Consider the following 17,816-nt stretch of genomic DNA (forward strand, 5'->3'; position numbering starts at 1 on the left):
GTGCTCATCTCCCTCGGAACACCGGCGAGCGCTTCTCCGCGCGGGACAGCCGTCCCTCGGCGAAGTCCTCGCTGGCCCAGCAGGCCTCGAAGGCGGCGTCGAGCCCGGCGGCGGGCTCGCCGTCGAGCCCCGGCTCGAACACCTCGTTGAGCACCCGTTTCGAGTACCCGACGGTCAGCGGCGCCAGCTCGGCCATCCCGGCCGCCCAGCCGAGTGCGTCGTCGAGTCCCCCGGCGCGGTCGGCCAGGCCGCAGCCCAGCGCGGCATCGGCGTCGATCGTGTCGCAGGCCACCAGCATCCGGCGTGCGACCGGGTTGCCGGCGAGCAGCGCGAGCCGCCGGATCGTCCAGGGATCGACGGCGAGCCCGAGCCGGGCGGTGGGCAGCGCGAACCGCGCCGCGGGCCCGGCGACCCGGAGGTCGGCCGCGATCGCCAGCTGGGTGCCGGCCCCGATCGCCGCACCGTGCACGACCGCCACGACCGGTACCGGCGCGTCGGCCACCGCCCGCAGCATGCGCCGCAGCGCGGTGCGGAACGCCTCGGTGTGCACCTCGTCGAGGTCCGCGCCGGAGCAGAAGCTGCGGCCGTTGCCGGCCAGCACCACCGCCCGGGCGTCCCGCGCCGGGACCACGGCCTCGCGGATGCGGTCGCAGAGCTCGGCGGTCAGGGCGTTGTGCCGGTCCGGCCGGTCGAGCGTGAGCACCACCACCCGGTCGTGGTGGACGACCTCGATCATCGCTGGAGCTCCTTCCAGACCCGGGCCGGGCTGACCGGCAGCTCGTCGACGTCGATGCCGAGCGCGTCGCGCAGCGCCCCGGCCAGGACCGCGTTCGGGCCGAGCGTCCCGCCCTCCCCCACCCCGCGGACCCCCAGCGGGTTGGCCGCCGGCCGCGAGACGTGCCCGATGACCATGTCCGGCACCTCGGCGCTGGTCGGCATGAGGTAGTCGAGCAGGGTGCCGGTCGAGAGGTTCCCGGCGTCGTCGTAGACGAGGTGCTCGTAGAGCGCCCCGCCGATGCCCTGGGCGATCGAGCCGGCGATCTGCCCGTCGACGATCTGCGGGTGCATGGCGCGCCCGGCGTCCTCCACGCAGACGTAGGACAGGATCCGCAGCTCGCCGGTGGCCCGGTCGACCTCGATCGCGGCGAGCTGCGCCCCGGCCGCGAAGGCGCCGCGGATCGGGTCGTAGAAGGTCGTCGCGTCGAGCCCCGGCTCGATCCCCTCCGGCAGCCGGTTCGACTCCAGGTAGGCGACCCGCGCGACCTCGGCGATCGTGATCTGCGGCTTCGGGTCGCCGACGACGAAGATCTCGCCGTTCTCGATCCGCAGGTCCGCCTCGGCGGCCTCGATCAGCCCGGCGGCCAGCGCGAGGACCTTGCCGCGCAGCTCGGTCGCCGTGTTGTGCGCGGCTCCCCCGCCGATCACCGCCTGCCGTGAGGAGAACGCGCCGAACCCCCACAGCGACTCGTCGGTGTCGCCCATCCGGACGTCGACGTCGTCGTAGCGGACCCCGACGGCGTCGGCGACGATCTGCGCGATCGTGGTCTCCAGGCCCTGGCCCTGCGAGGTGACCCCGGACAGCACGGTGACCCGGCCGTCCGGGGCGACCCGCACGGTGCAGGCGTCGTGGCCGGTCCGGAACGGCATCCGGGGACCCGCGCTGGCGGCCCGGCCCAGCCCGGTGAGCTCGTTGTAGACGGCGACGCCGATCCCGATCGGGTGCCCGCCCTCGGTCCGCCGCCGGCGCTGCTCGGCCCGGACGGCGTCGTAGTCCAGCGCCTCGAGGGCGGAGTCCAGGCACTCGCCGTAGTGGCCGGAGTCGTCCACCAGCCGCGACGGCATCCGGTACGGGACGTCGTCGGGGGTGATCACGTTGCGCCGCCGGATCTCGATCGCGTCGATGCCCAGCTGCGCCGCGGCGGCGTCGAACATGGTCTCCATCGCGAACACGCTGGCCGGGCGCGCCACCCCCCGGTACGGCCCGGAGGGCGCGGTGTTCGTGGCCACCCCGCGCACCGTGGCGCGGTAGTTCTGCAGCTTGTACGGCCCGCTGAGCAGCCCGCCGGCCATCAGCGGCTCGATGCCGGCGGTCCACGGGTAGACCGAGTAGGCGCCGACGTTGCAGGTGACGTCCGCGTCGACGGCCAGCAGCGTGCCCTCGGCGTCGAACCCGGCCCGCATCCGGTAGCGGTGATCGCGGGCGTGGGTGGCGGCGAGCAGGTGCTCGGCCCGGTCCTCGACCCACTTGAGCGGGACGCCCGGCATCTCGCGCGCCATCAGGCACAGCGCGACGTCCTCCGGGTAGAGCACCGCCTTCACCCCGAACCCGCCCCCGACGTCGGGGGCGATCACCCGCACCCTGCCCTCGGGCAGCCCCATCAGCTCCGCGATCATGTTGCGGACGATGTGCGGGACCTGGGTGCCGTTCCAGAAGGTCAGCCTGCCGTCCCCGGCGTCCCAGACCGCGACCCCGGCCCGGCACTCCATCGGGTTGCCGGCGTGCCGGTTGGTGATCAGATCCCGTTCGACGACGTGCGCGGCACCGGCCAGCGCGTCGTCGACGTCGCCGGCGGCGAAGCTCCGTTCGAGCAGCACGTTGTCCGGCGCCTCGGTGTGCACCGGATCGGCCGGCGCCGCCCAGGCGCACACCGTCGGCGCCAGCGGCTCGTAGTCGACGGCGACCAGTTCCAGGCCGTCCTCGGCGAGGTACCGGTCGCCGGCGACGACGGCCGCCACCGCCTCGCCGGCGAACCGGACCTTCTCGTGCGCCAGCACCGGCTGGACGGTCTCGACGTAGGAGGGCAGCGCCGATCTCGCCCGCAGCCCGACGTGCGCGAAGTCGGCCCCGGTGAAGACGCGGTACCCGGCGTCGCGGGCGGCCGCGGTGTCGGATCCGGTGATCCGGGCGTGGCCGTAGGGGCTGCGCAGGAACGCCACGTGCCGCATCCGCGGCAGCTCGACGTCGGTCACGAACCGGCCGCGGCCGGTGATCAGCCGCTGGTCCTCCTTGCGCCGGACGTTGCGCCCCAGTGCGCCCGTCCCGCTGTCCTCACTCATCCGACACTCATCCGTCCTCCTCGCTGCAGCCTGCCGGAACCGGCTGGTCAGGGCATCGCGTAGCCGCCGTTGACGGACACCACCTGCCCGGTCGTCCAGGACGACAGCGGCGAGGCGAGCAGCAGCACCATCGGGGTGATGTCGTCCGGGTGGCCGAACCGGCGCAGCGGGTAGGCGGAGAGGATCTTCTTCATCGTCTCCGCCTCCGGGGTGCCGGCGTGCGCGTCGAAGTTGTCAGTGCGCACCAGCGCCAGCGACACCGCGTTCGCGCGGATCCGGTAGCGCGCCAGCTCCTTGGCCAGCGACCGGGTCAGGCCGACGGTGGTGGACCGCGCGGTGGCGGTCACCAGCAGCCCGGACTCGCCGACCCGGCCGGAGTCGCCCATCAGGTTCACGATCGACCCGCTCTCGCGCTCGGCCATCCGGGTGGCCACGGCGTGCGTGAGCTGCAGGGTGCCGGTGACCGTCACGTCGACCTGCGGCGCCCAGTCCTGCGGTGTCGACTCCAGGAAGCGCTGCTTGCGGGTCACCGCGGAGTTGTTGACCAGCACGCCGATCGGGCCGAGCTCGTCCTCGGTGCGCGCCACGATGGTCGCGACCGCGTCGGCGTCACGCAGGTCCCCGCCGACGGCGATCGCCCGGACACCGAGCCCGGCCGCCTCGGCCGCCGCCTTCTCCGCGCCCTCGCCCGAGGAGTTGTAGTGGAAGGCGACGTTCGCGCCCTCCCGTGCGAACCCAAGGCCCAGTGCCCGCCCGAGGCCCTGGCCCGCTCCGGTGACCAGGACGTTGGTCCCGGTGAGCTGAAGATCCATGACGTTCTCCTAGACGATCTGCTGGAAGGTGCGGTTGCCGAAGGCGGTGACGACCCGGCCGAACCGCAGCCCGGGGAAGTGGGCCCCGACGACGAGATCGGTGGAGTCCGCGACCTCGTCGGCGATGGCGTTGCGGACCGCGCCGGCGGCGACCGGGTCGACGTCGAAGACGGCCTCCCAGTCGCGTTCGTGCAGCTCGACCACCGAGTGCACGACGTCGCCGAGCAGCAGTGCGCGCTCGTCGCCGTCGGCCACGACGAACACGGTGGAGCCGGGGGTGTGCCCCGGGGCGTGCCGCGTACTGAACCCGGGCGCGAGCACGGTGTCGGCGTCGAAGGTCTCCAGCCGCCCGGTCAGCGGGGTCAGCTTGCGGACCGCTCCCGGCTCGGCGTCCGGGGAGTCGACGAAGTGCGCCCAGTCCGCAGCGTGCACCCGGTAGGTCGCGTTCGGGAAGACGACCTCGCCCTTCTTCGTCGCCCAGCCCACGTGGTCGAAGTGCAGGTGGGTGAACACGACGTCGGTGACGTCGGCGGGCGCGACGCCGTGGCCGCGCAGCGAGTCGAGGAAACCGCCACCGGCGTACCGGCCGTTGTCGATCGTGCCGACGCCGGCGTCGACCAGGATCGTCCGGTCGCCGGTGCGGACGAGGAACCCGCCGAGGTCGAGATGCAGGGTGCCGTGCTCGTCGAGCTGGTCGCCGTGGCAGGCCCAGGCGTCCGGGACACCGGGCCGGGTCAGCACCTCGTCGGCCCGCTCCCGCCCGGTCCCGTCGAACACCGGCAGGACGTCGATCGTGCCGACCCTCATGCCCGGTCACCACCCGGGTCGAGCAGGGTGCGGACCCCGCGACCGGCCGCGAGCTCGGCGAGGGCGTCGTCGACCGACTCCAGCGGGCCGTGCCCGGTGACCAGGCCGCGCAGGTCGAGCCGGCCGGTGCGGACCCAGTCGAAGAACGCCGGCATCTCGGTCGTCGCGTCGACCGAACCGGCGACGCAGCCGCGCAGGGTGCGGGCGAAGTGGAACAGCTCCAGAGCCGAGAACGAGACCATGTCGTCCTTCGCGCCGATCCCGACGACCGTGGCGCTCCCGCCCCGGCGGGTGAGCGACCACATGTCGCGGATCGTGCGGGAGGACCCCACGCAGTCGAAGGCGTGATCGGCGCCGCGGCCCCCGGTCAGCGCCCGGACCGCCTTCTTGGTCCCCTCGTCGGCGGCGACGAAGTGGGTCGCCCCGGCAGCGGTGGCGAGCTCGGCCTTGCCGGGATTGCGGTCCACGGCGACCACCGTCCCGGCACCGGCGAGCCGCGCACCCTGCAGCACCGACAATCCGACCCCGCCGAGGCCGATGACCAGCACCGACTCCCCCTGCCCGACGCGCGCGGTGTGGGTGACCGCGCCGACGCCGGTGGTGACCGCGCATCCGAGCAGGGCGGCGTCGACGGTGTCGATGTCGTCCGGCACCGGGACGACCGCGGCGCGGGGCAGCACGGTCTGCTCGGCGAACGAGCCGACCGTCAGGCCCGGATGGACCGGCAGGTCGTCCTCGGTCAGCGCGTAGGGCTCCGCGGCCCGCGACGAGCCGTTCTCGCACAGGTGCGGCTGGGCGTGGGTGCAGGCGAAACACTCCCGGCACGGGGTGATCCACAGCAGGATGACCCGCTGTCCCTGCGCCAGGTCGGTCACCGCGGAGCCGGTCTCGACGACGGTGCCGCAGGCCTCGTGCCCGAGCACGGCCGGCAACGGCTGGGCGAGCGTGCCGTTGGCCAGGGAGAGATCGGAGTGGCAGACGCCGGTCCGGTCGATCCGCACCCGAACATCGCCGCTGCCGACCGCGCGCAGCCGGATCGTATCGATCGACATCGGCGCGCCGATCTCGCGCAGCACCGCGGCGCGGGTGCGGTGCGGGAACCCGCTCCCGGCCCGGCCGGCCGCGACCTCGGGGGCGCTCATCGCTGCACCGCCTTGGTCTCGCAGACGTCGGCGATGCCGTGCTCACCGATCTCCCGCCCGATGCCGGACTGCTTGTAGCCGCCGAACGGGGCGGCCGGGTTGAACGCGCCGCCGTTGACGTCGACCTGACCGGTGCGCAGCCGGCCGGCGACCGCGAGCGCGGTGTCGTCGCCGCCCCAAACCGCGCCGCCGAGTCCGTAGATGCTGTTGTTGGCGATCGCGACGGCGTCGTCGTCGGAGTCGGCCGCGAGGACCGACAGGACCGGGCCGAAGACCTCCTCCTGCGCGAGACGCGATCCCGGATCGACCCGGGACACGACGGTCGGCACGACCCAGTGCCCCCGGTCCGGCAGATCAACGGCTCCGGTCACGGTGACCGCCCGGTCGCCGCCCACACCCGGTGCCAGGAACGACTCGACCTCCTTGCGCTGCCCGGCGGAGATCAGCGGCCCGAGGCGGGCGCCCGGGAGGTACTTCGCCGCCGCCGCGGCCGCCAGCTCCTCCACCTCGGCGAGCCGGTCCCGGGGCACGACCAGGCGCGAGAGCGCCGTGCAGGTCTGGCCCCCGTTCAGGAAGCAGTTCGCGACGGTCACCTTCACCGCCGTCGCGAGCTGCTGGTCGGTGGCGTCGGCCAGGACGACCGATGCGGACTTCCCACCGAGCTCCAGGGTCACGCGCTTGACCGTCTCCGCGGCGGCTGCGGCGATCGTCCGGCCGACCGGGGTCGACCCGGTGAACGACACCTGGTCCACGTCCGGGTGCCGGGTGAGGAGATCACCGACGACCCGGCCGCTCCCCGGGACCAGATTGAACACCCCCGGCGGCAGCCCGGCGTCGTCGAACGCCCTGGCCAGTGCGAATGTCGACAGCGGGGTGAGCCCGGCCGGCTTGAGCACCACGGTCGCACCGGCGGCGAGCGCCGGTACGACCTTCACCACGACCTGGTGCAGGGGCAGGTTCCACGGCGTGATCGCGCCGAGGACACCGACCGGCTCGCGCAGCACGAGGGAGTTGCCGATCTCGGTGCGGAAGGGGAACGTCCCGAGCGCCTCGACGGTGGCGTCGACGACCGCGATCGGGGTGTCGACGTGCAGCGCCCGGGCGAGCTTCGGCGGCGAACCCTGCTCCCGGTTGACGATCGACGCGAGCTCGTCGGCCCGCTCGGCGAGGATGTCGCGGGTGCGGCGCAGCACGGCGGCCCGCTCGGTCACCGGTGTCGCGGCCCATCCCGCGGCCGCGGCGCGGGCGGCGGCGATCGCCGTCCCGACGTCGTCGGGCGAGGCCTGGGTGACCACGCCGGTGGTCTCCTCCGTGGCGGGGTTCTCGACCTCGAGATCGGCGCCGCCGCCGGCGGTCCACCGGCCGTCGATGTAGAGGTGAGGCTCGCGCAGCAGGTCCTGCGGTGCGGTGTCGGTCATCGGTGGGTCTCCCGGGAGGTGGTGTGGAGCTCGGGCAGGACGAGCTGGACGAGTGGTGCCATCGCGTGTGCGGAACCGGCCGTCGGGACGGCGAGGGTCCCGGCGGGAGATCCCCGTCGGGCGCGCCCGACGAGGATCCCGAGCGCGAGTCCGAGCAGGGCCGCGCCGGCCGGCAGCGCGTACCGCCCGGCCAGCGCGCCGACGACGCCGCCACCGGTGGCGAGGAGATCGAGCGGCTCGGCCTCCTGCGGGGCACGCCGCTGCGGTCCGGTCCCCGCCGGCACCGGGACGCCCGGCGCTGCTGCGGCCCCGCCACCGGCTCGACCAACGGCGGCCCGGTCGGCGGCACGTCCAGCAGCACTGCCGGCAGCACTGCCAGCAGCACTGCCGGTGGCGCTGCCATCGGTGCCGTCGCCCGCCATCTCCGCTTCGAGCCGGCGGGCGAACTGGCCGATCAGCTTGCTGCTGACGTCGGAGATCACGCCCCGGCCGAACTGGGCGACCCGCCCGGCCAGGTCGAGCTCGGTCACGACGGCGACCTCGGTGCCGGAGCCCTGCTCACGCAGCCGGATGTCGATGGTCGCCGCGGCGTTGCCCTGGCCGCGGACGTCACGTCCCTCGGCCCGGATGACGGCGTGGTGTGCCGCGTCGTCGCGTTCGGTGAACCGGGCGATCCCCTCGTAGCGGGCGGTCACCGGCCCGACCTTCACCGCGACGGCACCGCGGTACTCCTCGCCCTCGACGCCCAGCATCGTCGCCCCGGGCAGGCACGGGGCCACCCGTTCGAGATCGGTGATCACCGTCCAGGCCCGGTCCACGGGCTCGGAGACGGTGAACGTGTGCGTCAGGTCCATCGTGCACACTCCTTACTAACTAACGCTCTTTAGTCAGTGTAGGGCAGGGTGGTCCCCGGGCCAACCCGGACCGGGTCACCGTGCCGGGACTCAGCCGCCGAGCTGCTGCCGGAGCTGGAAACGCAGGATCTTGCCCGATCCGGTGCGCGGGATGGCGCTGCACTCGATCAGCCGGTCGGGCACCTTGAACGCCGAGAGCCGGGCACGCGCCGAGGCCAGCACCGACGCGTGGTCGAGCGGCCCCGGGCCGGCCGGGACCACGAACGCGACCGGCACCTCGCCGAGATGCCGGTGCTCGATCCCGACCACCGCGACGTCGCGCACCCCCGCGGCGGCCGCCAGCGCCTCCTCCACCTCGGCCGGGTAGATGTTCTCCCCGCCCCGGATGATCAGCTCCTTGGTCCGGCCGCTGATCCTCAGGTAGCCGTTGGCATCGCGCCGGCCCAGGTCACCGGTGCGGTACCAGCCGTCGACGAGCACGGCCGCGCTCGCCTCCGGCAGGTCGTGGTAGCCGGGGGTGACGTTCGGTCCCTGCACCCACAGCTCCCCCTCCTCCCCCTGACCGACGTCCGCGCCGGTGCCCGGATCCACGAGTCGCACGGTGAGCCCCGGCAGCGGCAACCCGCACGAGCCCATCACCCGGGTACCCGTCGGCCAGTTCATCGTGACCATGGTCGAGGTCTCGGTGATCCCGTAGCCGTCGAGCAGCGGAACCCCGAAGGACGCCTCGAACCGCTCGTTGACCGAGGCGGCGAGGATGGCGCCCGCGGACAGGCAGATCCGCAGCGCCGGGGCGTCGAGACCGGCACTCCCGGCCCGGTCGAGCAGGTAGTGGAACATCGTCGGGATGCCGGGGAAGACGGTCACGTCACCCTCCGGCCCACCGGTGAACCGCTCGGCGACCTCGGAGACCGAGAACCTCGGCAGGATCCGCTCGCTCGCACCGACGGCGAACACCCCGAGCACGCACAGCACGAGCGCGTAGGAGTGGAACAGCGGCAGCGCGCTCAGCACGACGTCGTCCGGCCCGAGGCCGGCGATCGGCGCCCAGCAGGCGGCGACCACCCAGAAGCAGCCGCGCTGGGTCAGGTGCACGCCCTTGGGCCGGCCGGTGGTTCCCGAGGTGTAGAGCATCCAGGCGACGTCGTCGAGACCGAGGCAGTCCCGGGGCGCCTGCGGCGCGTCGGCCGCGACGAGATCGGCGTAGCCGATCTCCCCCGCTCCGGGCTGCCCGCCGACCACGATCACCGCGAGGAGATCGGCCCCGGCCGCCAGCTCGCGCACCAGGGGCAGCCGCCCGGGATCGGTGACGACGACCCGTGCACCGCTGTCGGACAGGACGTGGGCGACCTCGGCCGGGGCGGCCTGCGGGTTCGCGCAGACGGCGACCGCGCCGGCGCGCGGGATCGCGAGATAGGACTCGGCGACCTCGACCCGGTTGTCCAGGTGGAGCAGGACCCGGTCGCCGGGCTCGATCCCGAGCTCCTGCAGGTGACCTGCCAACCGGGCCGTCGTGCGGGCCAGCGCACCGTAGGTGACCGTGCGGTCGTCGTCGACGAAGGCGATCCGGTCCGGCCGGGCCGCCTCGTGGACGGCCATCAGCTCCGCCACGGTGGCGATGTACTCGGTTCTCAGCATCGCTGCACTCCTTCCGGCCGGCTCGCGGTCACCGGGACCGGGCCGGGGCGCCCTCGTGACCGCGCTCTTGCCGCTGACTAGCTAACGCTCATAAGTTACTGATCGACAAGCTAGACCCCCGGTCCTGCTCGGGCAATCCCTCCGACCCGGCGACCCCATCACGTGCCGGGCACGGTCGCGGCGGGGGCGAACTAGCCGGCGTTAGCATGAGCCCCGAGATCGAGCCGACGCGCAACGACGAAGCCGACGGACGACGGCCAGAGGGCCCCGGAGACAGTGGACCCCACGGCCGGCGGCCCACACGGACAGCGGCCCCACGGACAGCAACGGTCAGCGGCGAGCGGACCACGGAGCGGAGGTGATGGACATGGCACCGGCACAGGTGCACAAGGACGGACCCCGGGCCAGGCGCAGCGCCGTCACCACCGAGTCCGTCCTGGACGCGGCACTGACCCTGTTCGCCGAGCGCGGCTACCACGGGACCGCGGTCAGCCAGATCGCCGCCGCGCTCGAGGTGCGCACCCCGAGCCTGTACAACCACATGTCGTCCAAGCAGGAGCTGCTGGAGACCCTCGTCGGCCGGACCCTCGACGAGGTGCACGCCGAGTTCGACCGGGCCGTGCGCGATCTCGACACCCCGGCCGCCCAGCTGCGGGCCGCCGTGCGCGTCTACGCCCTGCGGCACGCCACGCACCGGCGCGAGGCGCTCGTCGTCAACCGGGACACCACCAGCCTGCCCGAGCCGGCACTGAGCCGGATGCGCCGGCGGCGCCGGGACCACGAGACGGCGATCCGCGCGATCATCTCCCGGGGTCTGGCCGACGGCTCGTTCGCCGTCGGCAACGCCGCGCTCGCCTCGTTCGCGATCCTGGAGATGAGCGTCAGCATCGCCAGATGGTTCCGGGAGGACGGCCCGCGGACCGCCGAGCAGGTCGCCGACGAGTACGCCGAGTTCGCCCTGCGGGTCGTCAGGTACCGGCCGTGACCGCCGCACGGGAGAGCGCCAGCAGCGCGGCCGTCGTCGACGCCGCACTGACCCTGTTCGCCGAGCGCGGCTACCACGGGACCGCGCTGAGCCAGATCGCCGAGGCGCTCGCGGTCCGCACACCGAGCCTCTACAACCACATGCGCTCCAAGCACGAGCTGCTCGAGACCATCGTCGGCGACACCGTCCGCGGCGTGCTCGACGACTTCCGGCGCGCCACCGAGGGCCGGACGGACCCGCTGGACCGGCTCCATCACGCCGTACTGGTCTACTCCCACCGGCACGCGACGCACCGGCGGGAGGCGATCGTGGTCAACCGGGACACCTCCAGCCTCGCCGAGCCGGCCCGCTCGGCCATGCAGGAACTGCGCCGGGAGCACGAGCACGCGATCCGGTCGATCATCGCCGAGGGCGTCGCCGCCGGACGGTTCTCCACCGAGTCCCCCGCCCTGGCCTCGTTCGCCATCCGCGAGATGTGCGTCAGCATCGCCCGCTGGTACACCGACGACGGCCCGATCACCCCCGAGCAGGTCGCCCGCGAGTACACCGAGTTCGCACTGAACATCGTCGGCGCGCGGCCGGGCTGAGACGGCGGGCCGCCGCCCGGATCGCCGCTCAGCCGAACGGCGAGTGCCCCGGGGACTGCTTGACCACCTTCATAACGAACTGCGACGTGGTCGTGGCGACGCCCGGCAGCGCGGCCAGTCGTTCCATGTACAGCTGCTCGTAGGCCTCGAAGCCGCTGACCGCGACGTCGATCAGGTAGTCCGGGTTCCCGAACATCCGCCGGCAGCCGACGATCTCGTCCACCTGGGCCACCGCCGCCTCGAAGGCCTCGACGGTGCCGCGCCGCTGGTCGGCCATGTTGACGTGCAGCAGCAGGCGCAGGCCGCGGCCGAGCGCCGCCTGGTTCACCGCGGCGTGGTAGCCGGTGACGACGCCGGAGTCCTCCAACGCCCGGACCCGGCGCAGACACGGCGACGGGGAGAGCCCGACGCGGGCGGCGAGCTCGGCGTTGGAGATCCGGCCGTCCTCGACGAGCTGATCGATGATTGCGCGATCTATCCGATCCATGGCCGATGATGCTAACCGTGCGGGGCGTCAGAGCAGAAGTTGGCACCATTCGTCGCGGTCGCGCATCTAGCATCGAGAGCGGGAGAACTCCGAGCCGCACTGGGAGCGAAGATGAGCCTGGTTCTCGACGACACCGAACGCCGGCTGGCGAACGACCTGCTCGGCCGGTTCCTGGACAGCTACGAGCAGAACCTCGACGACACCCCGATCGTCCCCGACGTCGACCGGGACACCCTGCGCGAGCTGATGCACGAGGGGTTCCCGGCAACCGGCACCGGCGTGCAGGGCTTCTTCCGGGATCTCGACGAGCGGATCGTCCCCAACTCGACCGCGGTGTCGCACCCCCGGTTCCTCGCCTACGTCCTCGGGCCACCCACCGGGATCTCCGCCCACGCCGAGGCCGTCGCGGCCACCCTGAACCAGAACTGCAACTTCTGGCAGCTCTCCCCCGCGGCCAGCGTGATCGAGCGGACCGTGATCGGCTGGCTGGCGAGCAGGTTCGGGCTCGACGCCGATCTGGCCGGCGGGATCCTCACCGGCGGCGGCTCGATCGCCACCCTCAACGCCCTGACCGTCGCGCTGCACCACCGCCGGCCGGACTTCCGGGCGACCGGGCTGCAGGCCGGCCGGCCGCCCCTGGTGCTCTACACCTCCGCCGAGGCGCACCGCTGCGTCGACAAGGCCGCCGGGATCCTCGGTATCGGGCTGGACTTCGTGCGGCACATCCCGACCGACGAGCACCTGCGGATGCGGAGCGACCTGCTGGCCGAGGCCGTGCGCGCGGACCGGGCGGCCGGACGCGAGCCGTTCTGCGTCGTCGCCACCGCCGGGACGGTGACCACCGGCTCGATCGACCCGCTCGGCGAGATCGCCGATCTCGCCGAGGCCGAGGACCTCTGGCTGCACGTCGACGGCGCCTACGGTGCGTTGTTCGTGCTCGCCGAGCCGGTCGCGGAGCACTTCGCCCCGATCCGCCGCGCCGACTCGGTCGCGCTGGACCCGCACAAGCTGCTCTTCGCCCCGCTGGAGGCCGGTTGCCTGCTGGTCCGGGACGCGGCGCGGCTGCGCGCGGCGTACGCCTACTCGTCGTCGTACCTGACCGTCGCCGAGGACCCGTTGATGCTCGACTACATGGACCGCGGCCCGCAGCTGTCCCGCGGCTTCAAGGCGCTCAAGATCTGGGCGGCGCTGCGCACCTTCGGCACGGACGCGTTCGCCTCGGCGCTGACCGGGATGCTGGAGCTCGCCGGGCACCTGGGCCGGCGGGTGGCGGCCGAGCCGGGCCTGGAGCTGATGGCGCCGGTGACCCTGACCGCGGTCTGCATCCGCATCCCGGGCCGGACGGATGCCGAGCACACCGCCCTGCTCGCCCGGCTCGCCGAGGAGGGCACCGCGCTGCTGGGTCCCGCCGTCGTCGGCGGACGGCACGGCATCCGGGCCTGCATCGCCAACCACCGCACCACCCGGGCCGACATCGACGCCGTCGTCGACCGGCTCGTCGAGCTGTCCCGCGACTGAGGGCCCCGGTCACCGGGCCGCAGGGGCTCGCCCTGACTAATGAGCGCTAGTACGATGGTGGCTCCGTCGACGACGCCGGGGGCACTCATGACACAGCAGCACGACCAGCACCTCCGCACCGCGGTGGTGCGGCCAGCGGCCGTGTCGACCACCTCGCCGTTCCTGCTGACCGAGGAGCCATCGGTCGCCCAGCAGATCGCCGCGCTCGGCGAGGCACGCCGCTACCGGCCGGGCGAGTTCGTCTACCGCCAGGGATCGCTGTCCGACTACTTCTACCAGGTGATCGAGGGCAGGCTGCGGATCTACCTGACCCGGGCCGACGGCTCCGAACGCGTCCTGTCCTACGCCGAGCCGGGCGCCGGGATCGGCGAGTCGACCTGCTTCGACGGGCTCCCCCGCTATGCCTCGTGCGTGGCGACCGTGGACAGCCGGCTGGTGGCCGTGAGCCGGCGGGCGGTACTCGACGCCGGCCGGCGCGAGCCGGAGATCCTGATGGAGATCACCCGGCGGATCTCGCGCAAGGCCCGGTTGTTCGCCATGCACATCGCCGCCGACGGGCTGCCGGCCCGCGGCCGGGTCGCCCTCATCCTCGACCACCTGGTCGAGGCCTACGGGGTGCGCTGCGCCGAGGGCGTGCGGCTGCACACCCGCTACTCCCTCGACGAGCTCGCCCTGATCCTCGGCGTCACCCGGGTGACCCTGAGCAGGGAGCTCGCCCGCCTGATCGGCGAGGGGCTCGTGGTCCGGCACGGCCGGGAGACCGTCGTGCCGGACCTGAGCGCACTGCGCGCGGTCGCCGGCGGCTACCGGCCCTGACGCCGGTCCGGCCGGAAAACCGGCCGATCGGTATCACGCGTTACCGATCGGAGCGGCCGGAGTTGCCAGTCTTCGCTCGTCCCCACCGACGACGACGTGGAGCACTCATGACGACAGTCGACGCCGGACGCGTCGAGACGCCGCTGCGGGCGGGCACCGTCTCGCTCGACGACCGGTTCCGGCTCGAGAGCGGCCGGACCTTCCTCACCGGGGTCCAGGCGCTCGTCCGCGCACCACTGGACCAGGCGCGCCGCGACCGGCGGGCCGGCCTGCGCACCGGAGGGTTCATCACCGGCTTCCCCGGTTCCCCGCTCGGCGGCTACGACCTGGCACTGCAGCAGAACCGCAAGCTACTCGACGAGCACCACATCGTCCACCGGATGGGCCAGAACGAGGAGCTCGCCGCCGCGGCCCTGATGGGCACGCAGCTGCTGGAGCGCTACCCGCACAGCCGCTACGACGGCGTCACCGGGTTCTGGTACGGCAAGGGCCCCGGGCTCGACCGCTCCGGTGACTCGCTGCGGCACGGCAACTTCGCCGGGACCACCCGGCACGGCGCGGTGGTTGTGCTGTCCGGCGAGGACCACGAGGCGAAGAGCTCGTCGCTGCCCTACGAACAGGAGTACGCCTTCGCGCACGCCGGGATCCCGGTGCTCTACCCGTCCTCGGTCGAGGAGTTCCTGACCTACTCCGCGCATGCCGTCGGCATGTCGCGCTACTCGGGCTGCTGGGTCGCGATGAAGCTCGTCGGCCAGCTCTGCGACGGCGGCCAGACCGTCGATCTCGCCCCCGACGAGCCGTCGATCGTGGTCCCGGAGTTCGAGATCGACGGGCGCCCGTTCCGCAAGTGGCAGGACCACGCGTTCTTCCCCGGCCAGGTCGTGGAGACCGAGCGGCACGTGTTCACCGAGCGCCATCCGGCGGCCGTGGCCTATGCCCGGGCCAACGGGCTCGACCGCACGACGGTGCGCGGGGAGCACGACATGCTCGGCCTGGTGACCGCGGGCAAGAGCTACGCCGACACCCTGCAGGCACTGCGTGATCTCGGGCTCGGCACCGAGGACCTGCGTGCGGCCGGCATCCGGCTGATCAAGATCGGTGCGCTGTACCCGCTGGACGCCGGTTTCGTCCGCGAGGCCACCGAGGGCCTCGACGAGGTCGTGGTGATCGAGGAGAAGCGCCCGATCCTGGAGGACGCGATCAAGGTCGCGCTGTGCAACGTGACCTCGGCGCCCCGGGTGCACGGCAAGCGCGACCTGGCGGGCGGGGTGCGCTTCGCCGAGTACGGCAGCCTCGACGCCGACGCCGTCGCCCGCGGACTCGCCCCGCTGCTGCGCCCCCGCGTGCGCGAGCGGATCGTGCTCGACCGGCGCGCCGAGGAGCTCGCCACCGTGGCGGAGCGCGACTACACCGCCACCGCGCGGCGCGCGCCCAACTACTGCTCGGGCTGCCCGCACAACGTGTCCACCGTCTCCGGTGAGGGCCAGGTCGCCTGGGGCGCACCGGGCTGCCACATCTTCGCGGCGGTCATGGACCAGCCGGAACGCCGGATCGACGCCACCTTCCCGCTCGGCGGCGAGGGGGTCGGCTGGATCGGGCTCAGCCCGTTCACCGACATGAAGCACGTGATCCAGAACCAGGGCGACGGCAGCCTGTTCCACTCCAGTTACCTGAGCATCCGGTGGTCGATCGCCGCGGGCGTGTCGATGACCTACCGGATCCTCTACAACGGCGCGGTCGCCAACACCGGCGCCCAGGAGGCGATCGGCCGCTCCGACGTCCCGAAGCTGGCCCACCTGCTGGCCCTGGAGGGCGTCACGAAGATCGCCGTCGTGGCCGAGGACCCGGCCGTCTACCGCAAGGCCGATCTGCCCGCCATCGCCTCGGTGCACGTCGCCGGGGAGGTGCAGGACGTGCTCGCCGACCTGGAGCGGACCGAGGGCGTCACGATCTTCCTCTACGACGGCGAGTGCGCCAACGAGCGCCGCCGCCGCCGCAAGCGCGGCACCGCGCCGCGGGCCTCGACGTTCGTGATGATCGACGAGGACGTCTGCGAGAACTGCGGCGACTGCGGTGAGGTCACGAACTGCATGTCGTTGCACAAGAACGACACCGAGTTCGGGCCGAAGACGACCGTCCACCAGTCGTCCTGCAACCAGGACCACTCCTGTCTCAAGGGCGACTGCCCGTCCTTCCTCACCGTGCACAGCGAGCAGGGCCTCGCGGCACCGGCCTACACCCCGCTCGGGTCCGACGCGGTGCCCGAGCCGGATCGGCCCGTCCTGGGCCGACCCTTCCACGTGTTCGTGCCCGGCGTCGGCGGCACCGGCGTGCTCACCCTGAACTCGATGCTGGCCTGGGCCGCGCTCGTCGACGGGGCCGAGGCGGTCAGCTACGACCAGACCGGCGCCGCGCAGAAGTGGGGCGCCGTGCTGAGCAGCCTGGTGCTGTGCCCGCCCGGGCAGCGGTCGGAGTCGAACAAGGTCGGCATCGGCCGGGCCGATCTCTACCTGGCCGTCGACGCGATGGCCGCCGCGGACCCGGTCAACCTGGACCGCTGCTCACCCGAGCACACCGCGGCGCTGGTGAACTCCGGGCTGCTGCCCAGCGGCGAGATGATCCGCAACAGCCGGCTCGACGTGCCCGTCGATCCGATGGTCGACACGATCACCCGGTTCGCCGCCCGCACCGTCGCCGTGGACGCCCGCGCCGTCGCCGAGACCGTCTTCGGCGACTACATGGCCACGAACATGGTGGCCCTCGGTGCGGCCTACCAGGCCGGGCTGCTGCCGATCTCGTCGGAGGCGATCGAGGAGGCGATCCGCCTCAACGGCACGGCCCGGGAGCAGAACCGGCAGGCGTTCCGGTACGGCCGGCTCGCGGTGGCCGACCCGGAGCGGGTGGCCGCGCTCGTCTCGCCGCCGCCCCGCGACGCCGAGCAGGAGCGCGCGCACGCACGCGACCGGCTGCCGGTCCGCGAGCGCAGCGGCTACGACGCGCTCCTCGCCCGGGTCGCGGACCTCGCCGAGGAGGACCGGCGGCTGCTGGCGGTGCGCGTCGGTGAGCTCGTCGCCTACCAGGACACCGCGTACGCCCGGCGCTACGTCGACGTCGTGTGCGACGTCGCCCGGCGCGAACGCGAGCGCCTGGGCACCGCCGCCGGCCTGCCGATCACCCGCGCGGTGATCCGCAACCTGTACAAGCTCATGGCCTACAAGGACGAGTACGAGGTCGCCCGCCTGCACCTGCGGGCGAGCCGGGAGAACCGGGCGACGAGCCGGTTCGCCGGACCGGTGAAGGTCTCCTACCACCTGCACCCGCCGATCCTGCGGGCGATGGGCCGCACCGACAAGATCGCGGTGCCGGCCCGGCTGGCCGATCCGGTGTTCGCCGTGCTGAGCCGGCTCAAGCGGGTGCGCGGCACCAGCTGGGACCTGTTCGGCCGGGACCGGGTCCGCGTCGAGGAGCGCAGCCTCATCGACTGGTACACCGATCTCGTCCGCACCGCCATGGACGCGCTGAAGCTGCAGAACAAGGCGGCCGTGCTGGACATCGTCGGGCTGCCGGACGGGATCCGCGGCTACGAGGACATCAAGCTGCGCTCGGCCACCGAGGCCCGCCAGCGCGCGGAGATCCTGCGCGGCCGCCTGAACGACACCCTGTCCCTTCCCCTGCTGACGACGACGGAGCGCTGA

General features: G+C 73.2%; 14 protein-coding genes. 5 read left to right on the forward strand and 9 right to left on the reverse strand.

The features are described 5' to 3' along the window. Window positions 1-4: 4 nt before the first annotated feature. From ACVJO7_RS04030 to ACVJO7_RS04065, 8 genes are all read right to left on the reverse strand, one after another. Entirely contained in the window at window positions 5-736 is a 732-nt protein-coding gene (locus tag ACVJO7_RS04030; protein ID WP_491671764.1) for an enoyl-CoA hydratase, read from the reverse strand. Then, window positions 733-3,057, reverse strand: coding sequence for a xanthine dehydrogenase family protein molybdopterin-binding subunit (locus tag ACVJO7_RS04035; RefSeq protein WP_491671765.1), 2,325 nt, complete (start codon window positions 3,055-3,057; stop codon window positions 733-735). The genes ACVJO7_RS04030 and ACVJO7_RS04035 overlap by 4 nt, the downstream gene beginning before the upstream one ends. Window positions 3,058-3,104: 47 nt before the next feature. Then, window positions 3,105-3,869, reverse strand: coding sequence for an SDR family NAD(P)-dependent oxidoreductase (locus ACVJO7_RS04040; protein WP_491671766.1), 765 nt, complete (start codon window positions 3,867-3,869; stop codon window positions 3,105-3,107). A 9-nt stretch (window positions 3,870-3,878) separates the two neighbouring features. After that, window positions 3,879-4,676 (reverse strand): MBL fold metallo-hydrolase, encoded by a 798-nt coding sequence (locus ACVJO7_RS04045; protein WP_491671767.1) that lies wholly within the window; start codon window positions 4,674-4,676, stop codon window positions 3,879-3,881. Next, window positions 4,673-5,818 carry a zinc-binding dehydrogenase gene (locus ACVJO7_RS04050; RefSeq protein ID WP_491671768.1) on the reverse strand — a complete coding sequence of 382 codons (1,146 nt, stop codon included), beginning with the start codon at window positions 5,816-5,818 and terminating at the stop codon, window positions 4,673-4,675. Before ACVJO7_RS04050 ends, ACVJO7_RS04045 begins: the two co-directional genes overlap by 4 nt. Then, a complete protein-coding gene (locus tag ACVJO7_RS04055; RefSeq protein ID WP_491671769.1) occupies window positions 5,815-7,236 on the reverse strand; it encodes an aldehyde dehydrogenase family protein in 1,422 nt (473 codons plus the stop codon). The genes ACVJO7_RS04050 and ACVJO7_RS04055 overlap by 4 nt, the downstream gene beginning before the upstream one ends. Beyond that, entirely contained in the window at window positions 7,233-8,090 is an 858-nt protein-coding gene (locus ACVJO7_RS04060) for an SRPBCC family protein (protein ID WP_491671770.1), read from the reverse strand. The genes ACVJO7_RS04055 and ACVJO7_RS04060 overlap by 4 nt, the downstream gene beginning before the upstream one ends. Before the next feature lie 90 nt (window positions 8,091-8,180). Next, window positions 8,181-9,728 carry a class I adenylate-forming enzyme family protein gene (locus tag ACVJO7_RS04065; RefSeq protein ID WP_491671771.1) on the reverse strand — a complete coding sequence of 516 codons (1,548 nt, stop codon included), beginning with the start codon at window positions 9,726-9,728 and terminating at the stop codon, window positions 8,181-8,183. A gap of 367 nt (window positions 9,729-10,095) precedes the next feature. Between ACVJO7_RS04065 and ACVJO7_RS04070 the strand changes: the two genes are divergently transcribed. Both ACVJO7_RS04070 and ACVJO7_RS04075 read left to right on the forward strand, forming a co-directional pair. Then, the gene (locus tag ACVJO7_RS04070; protein ID WP_491671772.1) at window positions 10,096-10,713 is read left to right on the forward strand and encodes a TetR/AcrR family transcriptional regulator; all 618 of its coding nucleotides are present in this window, start codon (window positions 10,096-10,098) and stop codon (window positions 10,711-10,713) included. Further along, window positions 10,710-11,300 (forward strand): TetR/AcrR family transcriptional regulator, encoded by a 591-nt coding sequence (locus ACVJO7_RS04075; RefSeq protein ID WP_491671773.1) that lies wholly within the window; start codon window positions 10,710-10,712, stop codon window positions 11,298-11,300. The genes ACVJO7_RS04070 and ACVJO7_RS04075 overlap by 4 nt, the downstream gene beginning before the upstream one ends. A gap of 28 nt (window positions 11,301-11,328) precedes the next feature. Here ACVJO7_RS04075 and ACVJO7_RS04080 read toward each other — a convergent pair whose 3' ends face one another. Next, window positions 11,329-11,787 carry an Lrp/AsnC family transcriptional regulator gene (locus ACVJO7_RS04080; RefSeq protein ID WP_491671774.1) on the reverse strand — a complete coding sequence of 153 codons (459 nt, stop codon included), beginning with the start codon at window positions 11,785-11,787 and terminating at the stop codon, window positions 11,329-11,331. Between the two features lie 111 nt (window positions 11,788-11,898). Between ACVJO7_RS04080 and ACVJO7_RS04085 the strand changes: the two genes are divergently transcribed. The 3 genes from ACVJO7_RS04085 to ACVJO7_RS04095 all read left to right on the forward strand — a co-directional run bounded on the left by ACVJO7_RS04085 (window position 11,899) and on the right by ACVJO7_RS04095 (window position 17,816). Further along, complete coding sequence (locus ACVJO7_RS04085; RefSeq protein ID WP_491671775.1) at window positions 11,899-13,305, forward strand: pyridoxal phosphate-dependent decarboxylase family protein; 1,407 nt, start codon at window positions 11,899-11,901, stop codon at window positions 13,303-13,305. A gap of 87 nt (window positions 13,306-13,392) precedes the next feature. Continuing rightward, complete coding sequence (locus ACVJO7_RS04090) at window positions 13,393-14,121, forward strand: Crp/Fnr family transcriptional regulator (protein WP_491671776.1); 729 nt, start codon at window positions 13,393-13,395, stop codon at window positions 14,119-14,121. Window positions 14,122-14,228: 107 nt separating this feature from the next. Then, complete coding sequence (locus ACVJO7_RS04095; protein ID WP_491671777.1) at window positions 14,229-17,816, forward strand: indolepyruvate ferredoxin oxidoreductase family protein; 3,588 nt, start codon at window positions 14,229-14,231, stop codon at window positions 17,814-17,816.

The sequence above is a fragment of the Pseudonocardia sp. DxW genome, from assembly GCF_058448985.1.

Excerpts from the sequence above, each read along its gene's own strand:
- ACVJO7_RS04065 (WP_491671771.1), bottom strand. The coding sequence starts at position 9,728 with ATGCTGAGAACCGAGTACATCGCCACCGTGGCGGAGCTGATGGCCGTC.
- ACVJO7_RS04045 (WP_491671767.1), bottom strand. The coding sequence starts at position 4,676 with ATGAGGGTCGGCACGATCGACGTCCTGCCGGTGTTCGACGGGACCGGG.
- ACVJO7_RS04070 (WP_491671772.1), top strand. The coding sequence starts at position 10,096 with ATGGCACCGGCACAGGTGCACAAGGACGGACCCCGGGCCAGGCGCAGC.
- ACVJO7_RS04030 (WP_491671764.1), bottom strand. The coding sequence starts at position 736 with ATGATCGAGGTCGTCCACCACGACCGGGTGGTGGTGCTCACGCTCGAC.
- ACVJO7_RS04040 (WP_491671766.1), bottom strand. The coding sequence starts at position 3,869 with ATGGATCTTCAGCTCACCGGGACCAACGTCCTGGTCACCGGAGCGGGC.
- ACVJO7_RS04050 (WP_491671768.1), bottom strand. The coding sequence starts at position 5,818 with ATGAGCGCCCCCGAGGTCGCGGCCGGCCGGGCCGGGAGCGGGTTCCCG.
- ACVJO7_RS04095 (WP_491671777.1), top strand. The coding sequence starts at position 14,229 with ATGACGACAGTCGACGCCGGACGCGTCGAGACGCCGCTGCGGGCGGGC.
- ACVJO7_RS04090 (WP_491671776.1), top strand. The coding sequence starts at position 13,393 with ATGACACAGCAGCACGACCAGCACCTCCGCACCGCGGTGGTGCGGCCA.
- ACVJO7_RS04085 (WP_491671775.1), top strand. The coding sequence starts at position 11,899 with ATGAGCCTGGTTCTCGACGACACCGAACGCCGGCTGGCGAACGACCTG.
- ACVJO7_RS04035 (WP_491671765.1), bottom strand. The coding sequence starts at position 3,057 with ATGAGTGAGGACAGCGGGACGGGCGCACTGGGGCGCAACGTCCGGCGC.
- ACVJO7_RS04080 (WP_491671774.1), bottom strand. The coding sequence starts at position 11,787 with ATGGATCGGATAGATCGCGCAATCATCGATCAGCTCGTCGAGGACGGC.
- ACVJO7_RS04060 (WP_491671770.1), bottom strand. The coding sequence starts at position 8,090 with ATGGACCTGACGCACACGTTCACCGTCTCCGAGCCCGTGGACCGGGCC.
- ACVJO7_RS04055 (WP_491671769.1), bottom strand. The coding sequence starts at position 7,236 with ATGACCGACACCGCACCGCAGGACCTGCTGCGCGAGCCTCACCTCTAC.